Source organism: Ruegeria sp. CDSA021 (assembly GCF_059612325.1).
In genome coordinates this window covers 115,155-132,210 of sequence record NZ_JBXWQJ010000012.1, presented here as the reverse complement: position 1 = coordinate 132,210, position 17,056 = coordinate 115,155, and the positions used below count along the sequence as shown (strand labels likewise).

The following is a 17,056-nucleotide window of genomic DNA, read 5'->3' as shown; positions in this document are numbered from 1 at the left end:
GGGTCAGTCCTGCGGTCTGACCATGCGGTTCACCATACGTTGCACGGTTGGGCCCAACAGCAGAATCACGATGAAGGCTATCGGCCAGCAAAAGACCCAGGACGCCATCCAATCTCCGAACGTTCCGGGGCCGAAACCGATGGCTTTCACTGTTGCGATCCCCGTCACGATACAGGACATGAGGCCGGACATGATCAGGCTGAATACGGCGCGGGCATAACGGGCTGGTATCATGGCGGGTGTCCTGAAAGTCGTATTGCCTCTGATGTGCAGTATTCGCCGAGGAAATTCCAGTACTAAGCCCGTATCCAGTCAAGACTGCTGGATGTTCGCGATGTCGAAGGCGTGTATTCCGCACTGACCCAACCGGTATATCCCGCAGCGTCCATGGCTGAGAACAAACTTTGGAAATCCGTTGGTCCGCGTCCGGGTTCAGATCGGTCAGGGGCCGCGCCGATCTGTGCGTGGATGACCTGCGGGTGAAAGCGATCCCAAACCGCTTGTGCATCGCCGTGGATCATATGTGCGTGAAAACTGTCATATTGCAGGCCGACATTCGGGCGATTCACACGATCCAACACCTCGGCAGCCAAATCGTAGTCGTTCAGGAAATACTCAGGCTGCGACATCGGATTGAGCGGTTCTATCGTGAACTTTTGTCGCGGCGCAGTATCGGCGGCCCATTGCAGGTTTTGTACAAAGCACGCCAGCGCGTCCGGCCCCGAGGCATACCCTGACATAATGTGGATGAGCCCAGGACACAGCACATCGGCATAGCGAAGGACGCGGCGGATATCCGACTGAAACCGGACCTCGCCGCCCGGAACGGCAGCATATCCCGGCTGACCGCCGGTGTAGTTGGGTGGAGGAGCGTTGATCAGAACCAGTTCCAACCCGTTGGCAAGCAAGGCGCGGTGGGTTTCTTTTGCGGCCACGTCATATGGGAACAAGATTTCGACAGCGGTGAAACCCACATCAGCGGCGGCCTGAAACCGTTCGAGATAAGGCAGTTCGGTAAAGAGCAGCGAAAGGTTGGCGGCGAATTTGGGCATGAAAGGTCTTTGGTTGCGGCAGCTCGACCCTAACCGCCTCACGGTTTCCGGGGAAGAGACTGAAAACGACAAGTTGTCGAAAATCGGCCAGATCGTGGTTGAAGGATCAGGGACAGTCGGACGGTAACAGCGAATCATTTTTCACGCTGCACCAACAAAAGGTTTGGACCCTATGGCGATGAGCCCGGAACCCGCGCGCGGGGTAACCCTTTCTATGTCTGCTGGCCGCAACTCGGCCCTGTCCGGCAATGGTCTGGCGGTGGCTTCGATGATGACCTGGGCTGCGGGTTTCCCCGCCGCTGAGATCCTGTTGCAAAGCTGGCCACCTGTGGCACTGCTAGCGGCGCGTCTGGCATTGGCAGTGGCTGTGATGGTGCCGCTTTGGTTCATTCTGGACGGGCCCAGCCGTGTACTGAGGGCCAAATGGGGGCGGGCGATGGTCATTGGCGGATTCGGTTTTGGGATCAGCATGTTTCTTCTGATCCTTGCGCAAAAACTGACAGATCCCGTCACCGTTGCAATTATTGCATCCTGTGCACCACTGGCGGCCACATTGCTGGAACTTGCTGCGGGCACACGGCGTCTGAAATGGAACTTTGCACTTGGCGTTTTGGTGTCGATTGTAGGTGGTTTGATAGCAACCAGCGCCAGTTCACCGGAACAACTGGGGCTGGGTGCGGTCTGCGCAATCGCTTCAACCGGTCTGTTTTGCTGGGGTAGCATGGCAACGGCACGGGACTTTCCCGAGCTCAGCCAGCTCGGCCGCGCCACGATCACCTTTACCGGTGGGTTGCTGATGGCCAGTGTCCTGTGTTTTGGGGCCGCGCAACTGGGTATGGATGTAATGCCGCGCGCGGCGGTTGATGCGCAGCAGATCGGAATGCTCGCGATCTATGCGCTGATTGCCATGGGGCTCAGCCAGGTTCTGTTCATCGCTTCGGTTGGTAAATTGGGCGTTGCGTTGGCGTCGTTCCACATCAACATCGCGCCGTTTTATGTGATGCTGATCATGCTGATGCTGGGGGAAGACTGGAGCTGGACCCGTGTGCTGGGCGCGGGTGTTGTTGCTCTGGCCGTTGTGGTGGCGCAGGATCGGGCACCACGAGAGGTCCGTGGATCAGCCAAGTTCGGCTGAGGGGATCAACCCAAAGAAGTTCTGGCCAGACCAAACGCCGAACCAGCCGTCATGATGGGTGCCAATCTCGACAAGGCGATAGAAACTTTTGCGATCAATGCGCGCCTCAAGGTTCGATCGGATCAGGATGTAGGGTGAGGGTTCCTGCGTTTCCGGATCGATGACGATCCGGATCGGATGTTCTGCCCCGGCAACGGCGTGATCGCCGACATGCGTGGTAAAAGTCAGGCTTTGATGTTCGCTCTCACCTTCACGGTCGAAATCTACGGCTACAAAAGGGGCGTCCTCGACAGTGATTCCCACCTTCTCGACCGGTGTGACGAGGTAGTATTTCCCATCTTCTTTCTTAAGAATTGAGGAAAATAGCTTCACCAGCTCGAAACGGTTGATGGGCGAGCCTAAATAACTCCAGGTGCCATCTTTTGCGATATGGATGTCCAGATCGCCGCAAAACGGGGGATTCCACAGGTGAACGGGCGGTAAACCCTTGGTTTTGGTCGCTTTGACTGATGCAGCCAGACCATCGGGCGAAGGTTTCACAGGTTTTTGTCCGCTCATTGCTTTTGCCATTTCCTCTTAGCGCGATACACTTCATCTATAATAGTCCACGGAAGGGAAAGTCATGACCGAACCTGCCGACCTCGTAGCCGAGATCGAAGCGCTGGAAACCAAGCTGCAAGAGGCCAAGTCCTCGATCACCCGCCGCTTCATCGGGCAGGAAAGGGTTGTGGACCTGACCCTGACCGCGCTTCTGTGCGGCGGTCATGCGCTGCTGATTGGTTTGCCGGGGCTGGGCAAGACACGTCTGGTCGAGACATTGTCGACGGTGATGGGCCTTCATGGTAATCGCATTCAGTTCACACCTGACCTGATGCCGGCCGATATTCTGGGGTCAGAGGTTCTGGATACTGCGGATGATGGATCACGGCATTTCCGTTTTATCTCTGGCCCGATCTTTTGCCAGTTGCTGATGGCGGACGAGATCAACCGTGCCAGCCCGCGAACGCAGTCGGCGCTGCTGCAGGCGATGCAGGAACGTACAGTGACCGTGGCGGGCGAAGATCGCTCGCTTGGGACGCCATTTCACGTTTTGGCCACGCAAAACCCGATTGAGCAGGAAGGCACCTATCCTCTGCCCGAAGCGCAGCTGGACCGTTTTCTGGTTCAAATCGACGTCGAATATCCAGATCGGCAGACCGAGCGCGATATTCTGCTGGCCACCACCGGTGTGGAAGAGGAAGAGGCGCATCAGATATTCAGCAAGGATGACCTGTTGGCGGCCCAAACCCTGTTGCGCCGGATGCCGGTGGGCGAGTCGGTGGTCGAATTGATCCTCGATCTGGTTCGCGCCTTCCGACCCGAAGAAGCTGGCGCATCCGAGCGCGTTGCAGAAACGGTGGCCTGGGGCCCCGGCCCGCGCGCAGCGCAGGCGCTGATGATGACAGTGCGGGCGCGTGCGATGCTGCAGGGGCGTTTGGCCCCGAATGCCGAGGATGTTCTGGACATGGCCCGGCCGGTGCTGAGCCACCGGATGGCGTTGAACTTTGCGGCGCGGGCTCGGGGTGACAGCCTTGCTGAGCTGATTGACTCGACGGCTGCCGGTCTGATCCGCACCGAGGCTGCGGCGTGAATGCCGCGCTGACCCTTCGCGAAAGATCCGAAGCCGAGGCGTCACGGCTGCCGCCCCTATTGGCGCGAGCCGAGCATTTGGCCGGAACCGTTCTGCTGGGCGACCACGGTCGACGGCGGTCCGGCATGGGAGATGATTTCTGGCAATACCGTCCTGCGCAAATCGGGGACAGCCGCCGTATGATTGACCATCGCCGCTCGGCGCGGGGGGATCAGCAATTTGTGCGGGAACGGGAATGGCAGATCGCGCAATCGGTGATGCTCTGGGTCGATCAGGGGGCGTCGATGCGGTTTGCGTCCGAAAAATCGCTGCCGACAAAGACAGATCGTGCCCGTCTGCTGGGGCTGGCGACCTCGATTTTACTGGTGCGCGGCGGTGAGCGCGTAGGCCTGACCGGTACAAAGTTGCCGCCCCGGCGCGGCAATGCGCAGATCATCCGCCTGGCACAAGCCTGGTCCGAAGATGATCACGCGGATTATGCCCCGCCTGAACACCGCGCCATGATCCCTCATGCCCGCGCGGTGTTTATTTCGGATTTTCTGGGTCCTATGGACGAAGTTGAATTGGCCCTGACCAAAGCTGCTGACCGTGGCGTGCGCGGCGTGGTCCTGCAAGTACTGGATCCGGGCGAAGAGACGTTTCCATATCGGGGCCGGACGATCTTCGAAAGCGTCGGAGGATCCGTCCGGCACGAAACGCTCAAGGCCGCCGAACTGCGGGATCGCTATCTTGAACGACTTGCACGCCGCAAGGATGCCCTGACGCAGCTATGCCGTGCGACTGGCTGGCAATTGGGTCTGCACCACACAGACGATAGCGCGCAGGCGGCTCTATTGTGGCTCTATCGGGCCTTGGATGGGGGCACGCGATGACGGTTCTGGCGGGCATTGGCTTTACCGCGCCTTGGATTTTGTTGGGTCTTCTGACCCTGCCGATCCTGTGGCTCATCCTGCGCGCAGTACCGCCCGCCCCGATCCGTCGGTTGTTCCCGGCGGTCACGCTGTTGCTGGGGCTGAAGGATGACGAAAGTGTCTCGGACCGCACGCCATGGTGGCTGTTACTGCTTAGGATGCTTGCGGCTGCGGCCATCATCATCGGTCTGGCCGGGCCGGTTTTGAATCCATCACGGGATGAGACTGGTACCGGGCCGCTGCTGCTGGTTCTGGATGCCAGTTGGGCCGGTGCCACGCGCTGGTCGGCCACGCTGGACCAGATTGACACACAGCTGTCAGAGGCCGGGCGCGCGGGCCGTACCGTTGCAATTCTGCGCCTGACCGAGCCGGAAACGCCTGTTTTTCAAGCGGCTGAGGCATGGCGCGGGCGCCTTCCGGGGCTGACACCGAACCCTTGGCAACCGACCGCAGATCAGATTTTGCAAACCATTTCTGCTCTGGATGCAGTTGGTGGCAGCTTTGACACTCATTGGTTTAGCGACAGGTTGGACTATTCCCAACATGCCGGGCTGGTCTCTGCCTTGCAGGCGCGTGGTGATGTGACGGTGTATCAGGGGGCGTCTCGGCCCATTGCGATCCAGCCTGCGGCCTATCAGGACGGTCTGATCCAGCTCACTTTACAGCGGGCAGGTCCCGGCCCGGAGGAGCGGGTGACGGTTTTGGCGCAAGGTCGCGACCCGGCGGGCACGGCACGGGTGCTGCATTCGGTCGACCTGACCTTTGAAGCCGGGGAAACCTCGGCGCAGGTCGAACTGGCGCTGCCTTCGGAATTGCGGGCACGGATTACGCGGTTCGAAATTCAGGGCCAACGGTCCGCCGGGGCCGTGACCCTGACTGATGACAGCTTGCGCCGACGCGAGGTTTCGCTGATTGCAGGAACCCTGAACCGAGAGGGGCTGGAGTTGTTGTCGCCTCTGCATTACCTGACGCAGGTTCTGAACCCCACGGCAGATTTTGTCGATGGCGGCCTGCTTGAGGTTCTGCCTGCGAACCCGGATGTGATCGTTCTGTCGGATGTCGCGCAGATGTCGGATACGGAAGAGGCCGGTCTGATCGAATGGGTCGAACAAGGTGGCCTGCTGCTGCGGTTTGCCGGTCCGCGTATGGCGGCCAGTGATCTGGGGCGGGACACCGAAGATACCCTGTTGCCCGTACGGCTGCGCAGCGGCGGGCGATCCGTTGGTGGAGCGATGAGCTGGGGCGAGGCCAAGACATTGGCTCCGTTCCCAGAGAATTCACCGTTCAATGGTTTGGACATCCCGGACGATGTGGTCGTTTCGACCCAAGTCATGGCCCAACCAGACCCTAATCTTGCAGATCGCGTGATTGCCTCGCTCTCTGATGGCACACCTTTGGTGACGCGCAAGGCGTTGGGATTGGGGCAGGTGGTGCTGTTCCATGTCACTGCGGACGCTGAATGGTCCAGCCTGCCGCTGTCGGGCCTGTTTGTCGAGATGCTGGATCGTCTGGCCGTGGCCTCTGCCGCGAAGTCCCGGCAAGAGGCGCAGTTGCAGGGTACGACATGGGAACCGGTACAGGTCATGGATGGGTTTGGCACCTTGTCGGATGCTGGTACGTTGGTCGGTGTGGACGGGGTGCAGTTGATTTCGGGCCAGATCGGGCCAGAACTGCGCCCGGGTCTGTATGAAAGCGGTAAGCAGAAACTGGCGCTGAATGTTGTTTCCGAGGATACCGAACTGCGCCCGGTGGTCTGGCCCGCCAATGTTCCGATCAAAGGACAGGAGATCAGCACCGAAACTCCGCTCGGTGGCCTGCTCCTCAGCTTCGCTCTGATCTTGCTCACGATCGACGTGGTCGCGTCTTTGGCCTTGTCTGGCCGATTGGGTTTGGCACGCGCAGCCGCTGGGATTCTGGCCGCGTTTCTGTTGGTGCCCGAAGTTCAGGCGCAGACGCAGGAAGATACCGAGTTCGCCTTGGCGGCAACGCATGAACTTGTTTTGGCGCATGTGCTGACGGGTGAAGCACAGGTGGACGATATTGCGCAGGCCGGGCTGCGGGGATTGGCGCAAACCTTGTTTTATCGCACCTCAGTCGAACCTGCCGAACCTATTGGTGTGGATCTGGAACGCGATGAGCTGGCATTCTTCCCGTTGCTCTACTGGCCGATTTCCCCAGGCCAGCCTCAGCCTTCCGCCGAAGCTTATGTGAAACTGAACGCGTACCTGCGCTCGGGCGGGATGATTTTGTTCGACACGCGTGACGCAGATATCGCTGGTTTCGGTGCGTCCAGCCCGAATGGTCGCAAGTTGCAGCAACTGGCCGGACCGCTGAATATCCCTGCGTTAGAGCCGATTCCACGCGATCACGTCCTGACCAGAACCTTCTATCTGTTACAGGATTTCCCGGGCCGTTACTCCGGTACCGAGGTCTGGGTCGAAGCTGCGCCACTGGATGCGGAACAGATCGAAGGGATGCCGTTCCGTAACCTCAACGATAACGTGACACCCGTAGTCATCGGTGGAAATGACTGGGCCGGGGCGTGGGCCGTGGATCGCAACGGCCAAGCCCTGCTGCCGGTCGGACGCGGATATGCGGGGGAACGGCAACGCGAACTGGCCAATCGTTTTGGCGTCAATCTGGTGATGCATGTGCTGACCGGGAACTACAAATCCGATCAGGTCCACGTGCCAGCCCTTCTGGACAGGCTAGGACAATGACCGGAACCGTCATATTCGACCCGCTGATCCCGTGGCCCGTTCTGGCCGCTGTGGGTGCGATTGCCGTGACAGGGATTGCACTGGCCCTGAAGCGTGGCCTGTCAGGCTGGGCCTTGCGGGGTTTGGCGGCTTTGGTGGTTCTCGCCGCGCTGTCTGGCCCGGTTTATCAGATTGAAGATCGCGCGCCGCTGACAGATATCGTTTTGATGATCGAGGATGAAAGCGCCAGCCAAACGCTTTCGGACCGGGCCGAACAAACTGCGCAGGCTGCCGAGGAACTTGCTGCCGAGATTGAGGCGCGTAACAATACGGAACTGCGCCGCATTCAGGTCGGCGACGGGGATGGGGATGAGGGCACGCAAGTTATGGCGGCCCTGAATGAGGCTTTGGCCGAAGAACCCCGGGCCCGTATCGCTGGCATTCTGGTGGTGTCGGACGGGATCGTGCACGATGTTGATCAGGCCCCGGACCTGCCTGCGCCGATGCACCTGTTGCAAACCGGACGTGAAAGTGACTGGGATCGCAGGCTTATCGTCCGCAATGCACCTGCCTTTGCCATTATCGGCGAGCCGGTCACGTTGACCCTGCGGGTGGAAGACAGCGGAGCTGCTCCGGTGGGCGCGATTACCGCGCCGTTGGAGATTTCTGTAGATGGTGCCGCACCTGAACAGTTCAGCATTCCCATTGGTCGTGATGTTGAGCTGCCCATCACGCTGCCCCATGGCGGGCGTAACGTCATTCAGTTCTCTGTGCCTCGGGCCGAGGGTGAATTGACCGACCGCAACAACACTGCCCTGATTCAGATGAACGGCGTTAGGGATCGTTTGCGCGTTCTGTTGGTCTCAGGTGAGCCGCATCCCGGGGGGCGCACATGGCGCAATCTGTTGAAGTCCGACAGTTCGGTCGACTTGGTGCATTTCACCATCTTGCGTCCGCCCGAAAAACAGGACGGCGTGCCCGTTGATGAACTGTCGTTGATCGCATTTCCAACACGTGAGCTGTTTTTGGAAAAGATCAACGATTTCGATCTGATCATCTTCGATCGGTATAAGCGGCGCGGCATCTTGCCTGCGATCTATCTGGACAACGTCACCAGTTACATCAACGACGGTGGTGCGGTTTTGATTGCGGCCGGTCCTGATTTCGCCAGTGCCGACAGCATCTTCCGGTCTCCGCTGGCGCCGATTTTACCAGCTCAGCCCTCAGCACGGGTGTTCGAAGAGCGTTATGTGCCGATGGTCAGTGATTTGGGGCAGCGGCATCCGGTGACAACCAATCTTGGCGATTCCGAGGATTGGGGGGCTTGGTTGCGTCAGATCGACGTGAATCATCGCTCGGGCGAGGTTTTGATGACAGGCATTGACGAACGCCCGCTGCTGGTTCTGGATCGCGTTGGCGAAGGGCGCGTTGCGATGCTGGCCTCGGATCATGCTTGGTTATGGAGTCGGGGTTTTGAAGGCGGTGGTCCGCAACTGGAGCTGCTGCGCAGGCTGGCCCATTGGATGATGAAAGAACCCGAACTGGAGGAAGAGGCGTTATGGGCCGAGGCCAACGGTCAATCCATGCGGATCATTCGCCAGACCCTTGAAGATGACGTGGGGCCGGTGACGGTGACACGCCCGAATGGCGAGACATTAGAGATCACATTGGAAGAGGTCTCTCCAGGCCGGTTCGAAGCGCAATATTTTGGGCCAGAGATCGGTCTTTACCGTTTGCAGGAAGGCGACCATATGGCCGTGATTGGCCTTGGTCCCGCCGCACCGAAGGAGTTTGAACGCACCATCGCAACCGGTGATGTTCTGGAACCGGTCCTGGCCAGTATGCGGGGCGGCGTGATCCGGCTGGAGGACGGCTTGCCATCGATCCGCAACGTGCGCGCTGGGCGTCCTGCGGCAGGCCGGGGCTGGATCGGTCTGACCCCACGCGATGCTTATGAGACACGGGACGTCACGCAGGCCGGCCTGCTGCCGCCCTGGCTGGTTTTGTTGCTGGCAGGAGGTTTCCTGTTGGGTGGTTGGCTGCGCGAAGGGCGGCGCTAATCAATCCTGATTGCTGCCCGGTCCGAAAGGCCCTGCGCATCCACCACAACGAGCGAAGTAAAACCGGCCCCTGGATTGGGGATTTCGAACTCTCGCTGCCGTTGTCCGGTCAATACGGGAACGCCGTCTGCGAGCACTGAAAATGGCCCGACGCCCCCGCGCAGTTTGACTGTCAGAGGTGCTCCAAACGTCTCTAACACGGCGTTGTCAGGCGGGAACAGCAAGTCCGGCGCGGACGGATCATTTTCGAAAGCTGCAGTGCGGGGGCGAAAACGCTGCAAGGGTTGAGGCAATTGTGCCGCGCCCACGAGCAGGGTTGACGGAGGTGGCGGGCGCAGCGGGGCAAGTTCGGGTTTCAATAGGCTGAATGCCTCAGCCAGAAGCGGCGCAGCAAGATCGCCCCCAAATGCGCCGGGAACAGGCGTTCCATCCGCGCGACCCAGCCAGACTCCGATGACGTGCTGCCCGTCAAAGCCGATGGCCCAGGCATCGCGGTGGCCGTAAGACGTGCCGGTTTTGTAGGCAAGCGCCCCTGTCGCGCCGCCAGCAGGGGCTGAAACCCCGGCCAGAATGTCCGCGACCTGCCAGGCAGAGGTCTCTGACAAAACGCGCGGGGTCTGCCGCGTTTCGGCCAACGCGTCATGATGCAGAATCGGACCTTGCCCACCGGCTGCCAGAGTGGCGTAGATCTGTGCCAGATCGCGCAGGCTTAACCCAACGCCACCCAAAGAGATCGCCAACCCCGGCGTGCCGCCGTTCAGACGCGGTTTTGATCCGGCTAAGCGTAATGCCGACATAACACGCGCGGGCCCCAACGCATTCGTCAGGCGTACAACAGGGATATTAAGCGACAATTGCAGGGCGTCACGAATCCTTACATCGCCACGGAATGCGCCATCGAAGTTGCGCGGGGCGTACCGGCCAAACATCACGGGGCTGTCGCTGATCAGGGTTTCAGGATGGGCCAGCCCCTGATCGAATGCTAACCCATAGACCAGCGGTTTCAGGGTCGACCCAGGCGACCGCAGGGCTTGAGTCATATCCACAAAACCCTGTCGTGCATCCTGATAACCGGCCGAACCGACCGAGGCCAGAACTCCACCGCTGCGATGATCCGCCACGATCAGCGCCCCGGATATTCGCGGCCCGGCACGGGTGGCGGCCTGTGCGACCAAAGTCTCCAACCGGGCCTGCAATCCGACATCCAGGGTCAGATCAAAGGCGCTGGTCGCGGGCGCTTGCCGCTTTACGCGGTCGGTCAAATGTGGTGCGAGGCGCGGAAACGGTTTCATTCGATCCGGAAGACGTTCGGTCAGAGCCGCATGTGTTTCAGCCCGGGTCAGGACGCCAAAGCGCTCGAGCCTGCGCAGAACCCGGTCACGTGCTTTCCGGGTCGCCTCTGGCCTGCGATCCGGGCGCCGGGCCTCTGGGGATTGTGGCAGCGCGACCAACAAGGCCGCCTGTGCCGCGGTCAACCGGGCTGCGTCTTTGCCAAACCACGCACGGGTGCCGGCGCGAATACCTTCCAGATTGCCACCATAAGGAGCGTGGGTCAGGTACAGGTCCAGAATCTGCTTCTTGCTTAGCCGCCGCTCCAATGCAAATGCGACCCTAACTTGCCGAAATTTGCCACGCCACCGCCCGGTCGAGCCATCCTCGATCAATCGCGCGACCTGCATGGTCAAGGTGGACCCACCCGACACCGTACGCCCACTCCACAGGCTTTGTCCCGCTGCCCGCAGCATTGCGATCGGGTCCACACCGGCGTGGGTCCAGAATCGTTTGTCCTCATACCGGATGAGCATGGCGATGAAATTTGGATCGACCGCGCCGGGCAACAACCTCCAGATACCATCCTCGACTGGAAACGCGCGTAAAAGGTCGCCGTTCCGGTCTCGCATCTCAACCGATGTTTCGGCCAGAAACGGGGGAAGCACCGTGGCGTCAACCCAGCGGTCAACGCCATCCCGTGCCAGCGCAGTCATAAATAAGGCACCAGCCAGTACGAGCAAAAATCGCGACGACCTAGGCATCGCTGAAACCCAAGTAGTGATATGGCACCAGAACGATCACTGAACTTCAACCCGACCAGTAGACGTCCATGCGCGGTTCTGAGGGCGGTACATATCCTCGACCGAGGCCGCGGGATGATGGAACACACCTGGCGTAACCGCACGGGCGACATAGGCCAGCGTCACGGTTTCACGCCCGGACAGATCAACTGCGGCCAGGAAACGGTCTGAACGGAACTCGGTATGGGTGGCATCCGACAAATCCAGCCAATCCAGGGATCGCACATCGCCTGAACGCAGCAGGCTGGGGTTGTCAATCTCGATCCCGGCGGCAAGTGGATCATCCACCATCAACCGCGCGCCACCGCCTTCAAACGGCGTTACCGTCAGAACGGTGACGAACCGGTCACCCACAGTGAAACTGCTTGCGTCGATCAGATCACCATCCATCGAATAGTACCGCCGCTCAATCGCGTAGCCGGTGCCGCCCGCTTCGGGCGGGGTTTCCGGAATCCCAGTGACCGTCAGGGTGATATCCGTCGCCTGACCGTCCATGGCCGTGATGTTGACCTCATCTGACTGTCCTGACTGCAGAACCTGCACAAACGGACCGGAAACCGGCGTGCCATTGACCGTCAGGCCCGACCCAGTCGGGTCAGAAACCAACGCGTGCGCTGCCAGCAGGGACCACGTGGCCTCTTGCGTGGACAATGGCGCGGCGCCCGCGCTTACCCTTTGGATCAAAGCGTCGCGGTCAACCGCCTCGCTGCCCGCGCCTACGGCAAGGGTCAGCAGACCCGCCGCATCCCGCAGGTGGGTGCCGTAATCTGCGCGCCAGTAGTTTTCCTGTTCGTCGGGCACCTGTTCCAGCATCCGTGCGGCACGGTTGAACATCGCGTCAGCTCGGGTCTGGTCGCCGTAGGATGCCAGTGCCGCGCCCAACTGTGCCAGCGCCAAAGGAGTGTCGAACGCATCCCCTTTGACGTCCGCGTAGTAGCGCAGATCACCTATCGACGCCGCGCCTTCCCGCGCCAGAACCATCAGGGCATAGGCAATATCCTGACCGCCTTCGTCGAAATCGGGCGCATAGTTGACCCTGTTTCGAAGGTTATCCATCGCCTGCGCAAAGGCCCGGTCCGGCACAGAATGTCCCTGAGCGCGGGCACGGGACAGGAAGTCGGTCACATAGGCGTCCAGCCAGAAGTCACCGTTGCCAGCGCGCCACAGACCAAAGGTGCCGTTTGCGGCCTGACGGGTCAGGATGCTGCGGATCGAGGCCGTGATGCGCTGATCCACCACCGGACCGTCCCCCAGCCCCGAGGCTTGCGCGACGGATGACAGATAGAGCAGCGGCAGGGCTTTACTGGTGATCTGTTCGGTGCAGCCATACGGGTATCGATTCAACTGATCCAATAGACCCGGCGTGTCGAATTTCGCAAACGCTCCGGCAGACAGGATGGCTTTGGCCGAGCCGGGCTGGAATCCGTCAAACACGTCCTGCGAAAAAAGGAAGCTGTCTCCGGCACCCAGTGCAAAACGCCGTGTCTGGGCAATCACCGGATCGGTTGCCCGCACGGGCATCCGCAAGGTCTGTGACAGGTCGCGCCCGTCCGGCGTGGTGATCGAAACACTGATTTCCGGGTCGCCGACGACATTCGCCGTGATCGGGACGTCGAACACCGCCTTGCCGCCGTCCTCCAACACAAAGCTGGTTGGTGCCGCGCCCAGTTCCAAGCCGCCCGATGCGGTCAGGCCAAGTGCCATGTCTCCGGATGTGCCTTCGGCATGAACGATCTCAACCCGCATCCGGCTTTGATCGCCTGGGGCCAGGAACCGCGGCAGGCTGGCGGTGACGACCACCGGGTCGCGGACGATCATCTCGGCTTCGGCTTGACCAACCGCTTTGGATGACCACGCGACGGCCATCAATCGGACGGTTCCGTTGAATGCGGGCAGGGGGATGTCGATCTCAATCTCTCCATCCGCGCCGACCTGCACCGGGCCGCTGAACACAGCCATCAGGTCCTGCGTTGGCGGTGGAGACCGACGGCGCATCCCGTTATCCGCGTCACCGCCGGATCGAACTGTGCCCATCGCTCCGTTCATACCGTCGATCAGACGCCCATAGACATCGCGCAGATCGACACCCAGACGACGTTGTCCAAAATAATATCTCTGTGGGTCCGGGCTTTCGAACCCGGTCAGGTTCAGAATGCCCACATCCACAGCGGCCAGAGTCAGCCAGACAGGATCGCTTTCCGAAGCGTTTTCGACCCTAACGCGGGCTTTTTGCGTCTGACGAGGCGACGTGGTCTCGGGTACGTCAATGGCGACAGTCAACTTGCGGCCTGCCGGATCGATGGTGGCGTGGGCCACACCCATGGCACGCGCCGGGTTCTGACCTGCGGCGACATCCATCGGACGGATCACCGTGGCGGTTACATAGGCTCCTGGACCCCAATCCTGTGTGATCTCTATCGGGACCACGGATTCACCTTCCGGCACCTCGACCATCTGGCGATGGATCAGCCGGTTCGAAAGGACGTCGATCTGGGCGACACCCGCCATGCGCGGGACAATCCGGAGCTGCGCAGTATCACCTGCGCTGTAGGTGTCACGGTCCAGCGACATCTCAAGCCGGTCCGGCGTCGTTGATGCGTCGGCGGCCTGATACCAACCTGCATAGAAATCGACGGCAGTTTCGGCATATGTGCCGTCGATCCGCTGCACCACCAATTCATAACGGCCCCAATCCACAGGTTGCGTCAGCGTCAATGGGTCTGTCGCGAAGTCTACTTCACCCGTGGCAATGTGTTTACGGCGGGTTGTCGGTTCCCAATTCCAATCCCCATAAAGCTGATACCATTGATATCGCGTTTCAACCTTGTTCAGCGTCCAGCGCAGGCGCATCGGGCTAGGGGTCAGATCAGGGGCGAGACCAACGATCTGAAACGCCGCCTCAATGCCTTCCGGGATGACGTCTTCGAACAGAGGTTTGACACCGATCACAGGTTGCGGCGGCAGAACCGGAGCAGTCAGGCGACGTTCAACCGGACGGCCCGAGCCATCGGCCAATCTTGCGATGATCTCGGCCTCAATAGGTTTTCCTTCAGTGTCTAATTCGGGGATTTCAACGGCAACAGTGGCCTGGCCTGCCGCGTCAGTGCGCATGTCACCAAAGTACGTGCTCTTGATCGAAGTCTCGGTATCGTAACGGCCAAAGCGATAGCCTTCATAGCCCGGGATGGTATCTGCTGGGCGGGCAATGACCTGACCGTCGATGCTCAAATCCGAACCGGGCGCACCGAAGAGATAACGCGCATCGATAGAAAGCGGGGGGGTGTCGCCCGGGCGCAAAGGTGCGTTGGGCAGGGTCAGAACGAAATCGATACGCTCAGGCACAAAATCCTCGACCAGTACCGTCTGACGCGCCAGCGCCTCGCCTTTGGGGTCGGACTTTATCTCGATCTTCCATGCCCCACGAGGAACGTCTGCGGCCACGGGCAAGCCAAAGACATGCCCCCCGGCAACGCCGCCGTCCGAGACTGACCGGCGGTATTCAACCCCGTCCGGACGATACAGGATCGCAGTGAGCGGCAGTCCTTCAATGGCTTGTGCTTCACCATCGCGGGACAGCGCAGTGGCATGGATGACTTCTCCGGCCCGATACGCACCACGGTCTGTGGTTAGGAAGACATCAATCGGCCCCGCGGGCGGGCGGCCTTCAACGCCGCGGTCCGACAGGTCAAAAGCGGGATCAGTCAGGGACAAAAAGCTGAAATCGTTGTCCTCGGTGGCGGCCATCACCAAGGCAGGTGCACTGGCTCCTTTCCCGCGGATCAGGCCGGGTGCGAAGGTGGCGTAGCCGGTTTCATCGGTCAGCGCCGTTGCGATGACTGCGTTTGCGTTTGTGACCAGCGAAACCTCGACCCCTTTGCGCGGCGCGGCATCGCTTAGGCCGCGCACGGTTACGTGCAGCCCATCCGTGCCAAGCGCGGTGCTGATCCCCAGATCGGACAGCACAAACCACTGCGTAGCGCCGGGGTCGTCATAGGGATCGGCCCCTGGAACGCGGGCCGTCAGCGCATAGATGCCAGCAGGCTGATCGGCGATGGCATCCGCCATGGGCAGACGTGCCGTCATGGTCTGGTTCAACTGGTTGGAAACCTCGGCCGTGCCGGTCCAGATATCTTCGGCAATCTCGTCTGAGAATTCTTCTTCCTGCCATTCGCTGAGCGGACGGCCAAAGAAGTCCTGTTGCACAGCGCGCAACAGGTTGCGATCACTGACCCGTCGCAGGATCAGATCCAGATCGGTGACATTGACGGTCTCGACAGGTAGTGCCGCGTCAGCAGATTTCGGAAGGACATAGCTGCGTCCGGGAAAGCGAACCGAAGGCGTCCGGTCGCGCACATAGTGGGTCAGTTCAATATTGCGGTTCAGGGCTTCACCCGAGGTGGCAGGCAAACCCTGGCGCACTGTCAAGCGATAGCGCTGGCCATGTGCCACCCCATCGACGCAGAGTTGCTTGCCCTCGGCCTGCACGACCAATCCGGCATCGTCACGCTGCACGAAGGAGTCGTAGTCCACGCCGGCCTTGACCAGCGGTTCGGAAAACTCAACACAGATTCGAGGTGCGACGGCATCGCTATCGACCGAGCTGTCGACCACGCGGAAACCGTATTTTCCAATGGCGTCGTCCAGCGCGGCCAGCACATCCTCACGCGGTTGCACCTGCTCGGCAAGGCGCAGAACAGGGATCATGTCACGCCCGCGCTCAACCTCTTCCAGCGCGTTTGCCATAGTCATCAGCGCCGCGATCTGAGTGCCCGGGGCCTCGGCGCGTAGATAGCCATTGATCGCAGCATTCAGTGCACGATTGCGCAGATCCCGTCGTTCGTTCCAGCCCGAGGGGTTCATAGTCAGCAACAGGCGTGCGTATTCCACCCACAGATCCGGTGCATCGCTGAGCGATACGGCAACGCCAGTCCATTGCATCGCTTGCGTGACACTGCCCGCATTGCGCGCCGCGTCCAGAACAGCTTGCAGGTCATGCTCGCCAGCAGGGTGCAGGAAACCCAAATCTCGAGCTTGTTTCGTTACTCGATTCAGATCGGAAGACCCCAGTACATTCAAGGTTTCGGCACGCGTTTTTCCTAATGTTAGGGCCTGTTGAGAGTTCGGTACCTTTTGCGCCGACAGAGCCCCTTGATAGGTCTCTTGTCGATTCACGCCGCTTTTGGGAAAACACGCATCAGATCGGGTGTTGTAGGTGAATGCCGTACACTGTGCAGTGGCTGAACAGGCCTGAATGCAGGATTTCAGATCGGTGTCGAACAGTGCGTCCAGATCCGAGCCATAATAATCCGTGTCCCGTGAGGTAATATATCGGAATTCAGGCATCGCATCCTGCGCCAGCACGGCAGCGGGTAGGATCAGCAGTGAAAAGATGTAAGTAATTGAAATAAAAACAAAGCGGTGCATGGTGCCCTCCTCTTTGAACCGAGGTTTGCATGGCGCATGCCTGTCGCGCAACGGCTTAAACAGTTTTTCATTC

General features: G+C 60.2%; 10 protein-coding genes. 5 read left to right on the top strand and 5 right to left on the bottom strand.

Annotated elements, in window-relative coordinates:
* Positions 1 to 3: 3 nt before the first annotated feature.
* Both AC2FLD_RS16380 and AC2FLD_RS16375 read right to left on the bottom strand, forming a co-directional pair.
* Positions 4 to 234 (bottom strand): DUF2798 domain-containing protein, encoded by a 231-nt coding sequence (locus AC2FLD_RS16380; RefSeq protein ID WP_050605164.1) that lies wholly within the window; start codon positions 232 to 234, stop codon positions 4 to 6.
* 62 nt (positions 235 to 296) lie between these two features.
* Positions 297 to 1,052 (bottom strand): hydroxypyruvate isomerase family protein, encoded by a 756-nt coding sequence (locus AC2FLD_RS16375; RefSeq protein WP_496670366.1) that lies wholly within the window; start codon positions 1,050 to 1,052, stop codon positions 297 to 299.
* Between the two features lie 178 nt (positions 1,053 to 1,230).
* Here AC2FLD_RS16375 and AC2FLD_RS16370 point away from each other — a divergent pair, with 178 nt between their 5' ends.
* A complete protein-coding gene (locus AC2FLD_RS16370) occupies positions 1,231 to 2,187 on the top strand; it encodes a DMT family transporter (RefSeq protein WP_496670369.1) in 957 nt (318 codons plus the stop codon).
* On the opposite strand, the gene AC2FLD_RS16365 is transcribed toward AC2FLD_RS16370, so the two are convergent.
* Positions 2,170 to 2,745: a DUF1285 domain-containing protein gene (locus tag AC2FLD_RS16365; RefSeq protein WP_496670372.1), complete on the bottom strand. Its 576-nt coding sequence runs from the start codon at positions 2,743 to 2,745 to the stop codon at positions 2,170 to 2,172. The genes AC2FLD_RS16370 and AC2FLD_RS16365 overlap by 18 nt on opposite strands.
* A gap of 64 nt (positions 2,746 to 2,809) precedes the next feature.
* On the opposite strand from AC2FLD_RS16365, the gene AC2FLD_RS16360 reads away from it, so the two are divergent.
* From AC2FLD_RS16360 to AC2FLD_RS16345, 4 genes are read left to right on the top strand one after another with little or no spacing between them, the layout of a single operon-like run.
* Positions 2,810 to 3,817: an AAA family ATPase gene (locus AC2FLD_RS16360; protein ID WP_050605161.1), complete on the top strand. Its 1,008-nt coding sequence runs from the start codon at positions 2,810 to 2,812 to the stop codon at positions 3,815 to 3,817.
* Positions 3,814 to 4,689, top strand: coding sequence for a DUF58 domain-containing protein (locus tag AC2FLD_RS16355; RefSeq protein ID WP_496670376.1), 876 nt, complete (start codon positions 3,814 to 3,816; stop codon positions 4,687 to 4,689). The genes AC2FLD_RS16360 and AC2FLD_RS16355 overlap by 4 nt, the downstream gene beginning before the upstream one ends.
* Positions 4,686 to 7,448 (top strand): DUF4159 domain-containing protein, encoded by a 2,763-nt coding sequence (locus AC2FLD_RS16350; RefSeq protein ID WP_496670751.1) that lies wholly within the window; start codon positions 4,686 to 4,688, stop codon positions 7,446 to 7,448. The genes AC2FLD_RS16355 and AC2FLD_RS16350 overlap by 4 nt, the downstream gene beginning before the upstream one ends.
* The gene (locus tag AC2FLD_RS16345; RefSeq protein ID WP_496670378.1) at positions 7,445 to 9,487 is read left to right on the top strand and encodes a hypothetical protein; all 2,043 of its coding nucleotides are present in this window, start codon (positions 7,445 to 7,447) and stop codon (positions 9,485 to 9,487) included. The genes AC2FLD_RS16350 and AC2FLD_RS16345 overlap by 4 nt, the downstream gene beginning before the upstream one ends.
* Here AC2FLD_RS16345 and pbpC read toward each other — a convergent pair.
* Together pbpC and AC2FLD_RS16335 are read right to left on the bottom strand one after the other, a co-directional pair.
* Complete coding sequence (pbpC, locus tag AC2FLD_RS16340) at positions 9,484 to 11,472, bottom strand: penicillin-binding protein 1C (protein WP_496670381.1); 1,989 nt, start codon at positions 11,470 to 11,472, stop codon at positions 9,484 to 9,486. The genes AC2FLD_RS16345 and pbpC overlap by 4 nt on opposite strands.
* A gap of 84 nt (positions 11,473 to 11,556) precedes the next feature.
* Positions 11,557 to 16,983, bottom strand: coding sequence for an alpha-2-macroglobulin family protein (locus AC2FLD_RS16335; protein WP_496670383.1), 5,427 nt, complete (start codon positions 16,981 to 16,983; stop codon positions 11,557 to 11,559).
* Positions 16,984 to 17,056: the final 73 nt, after the last annotated feature.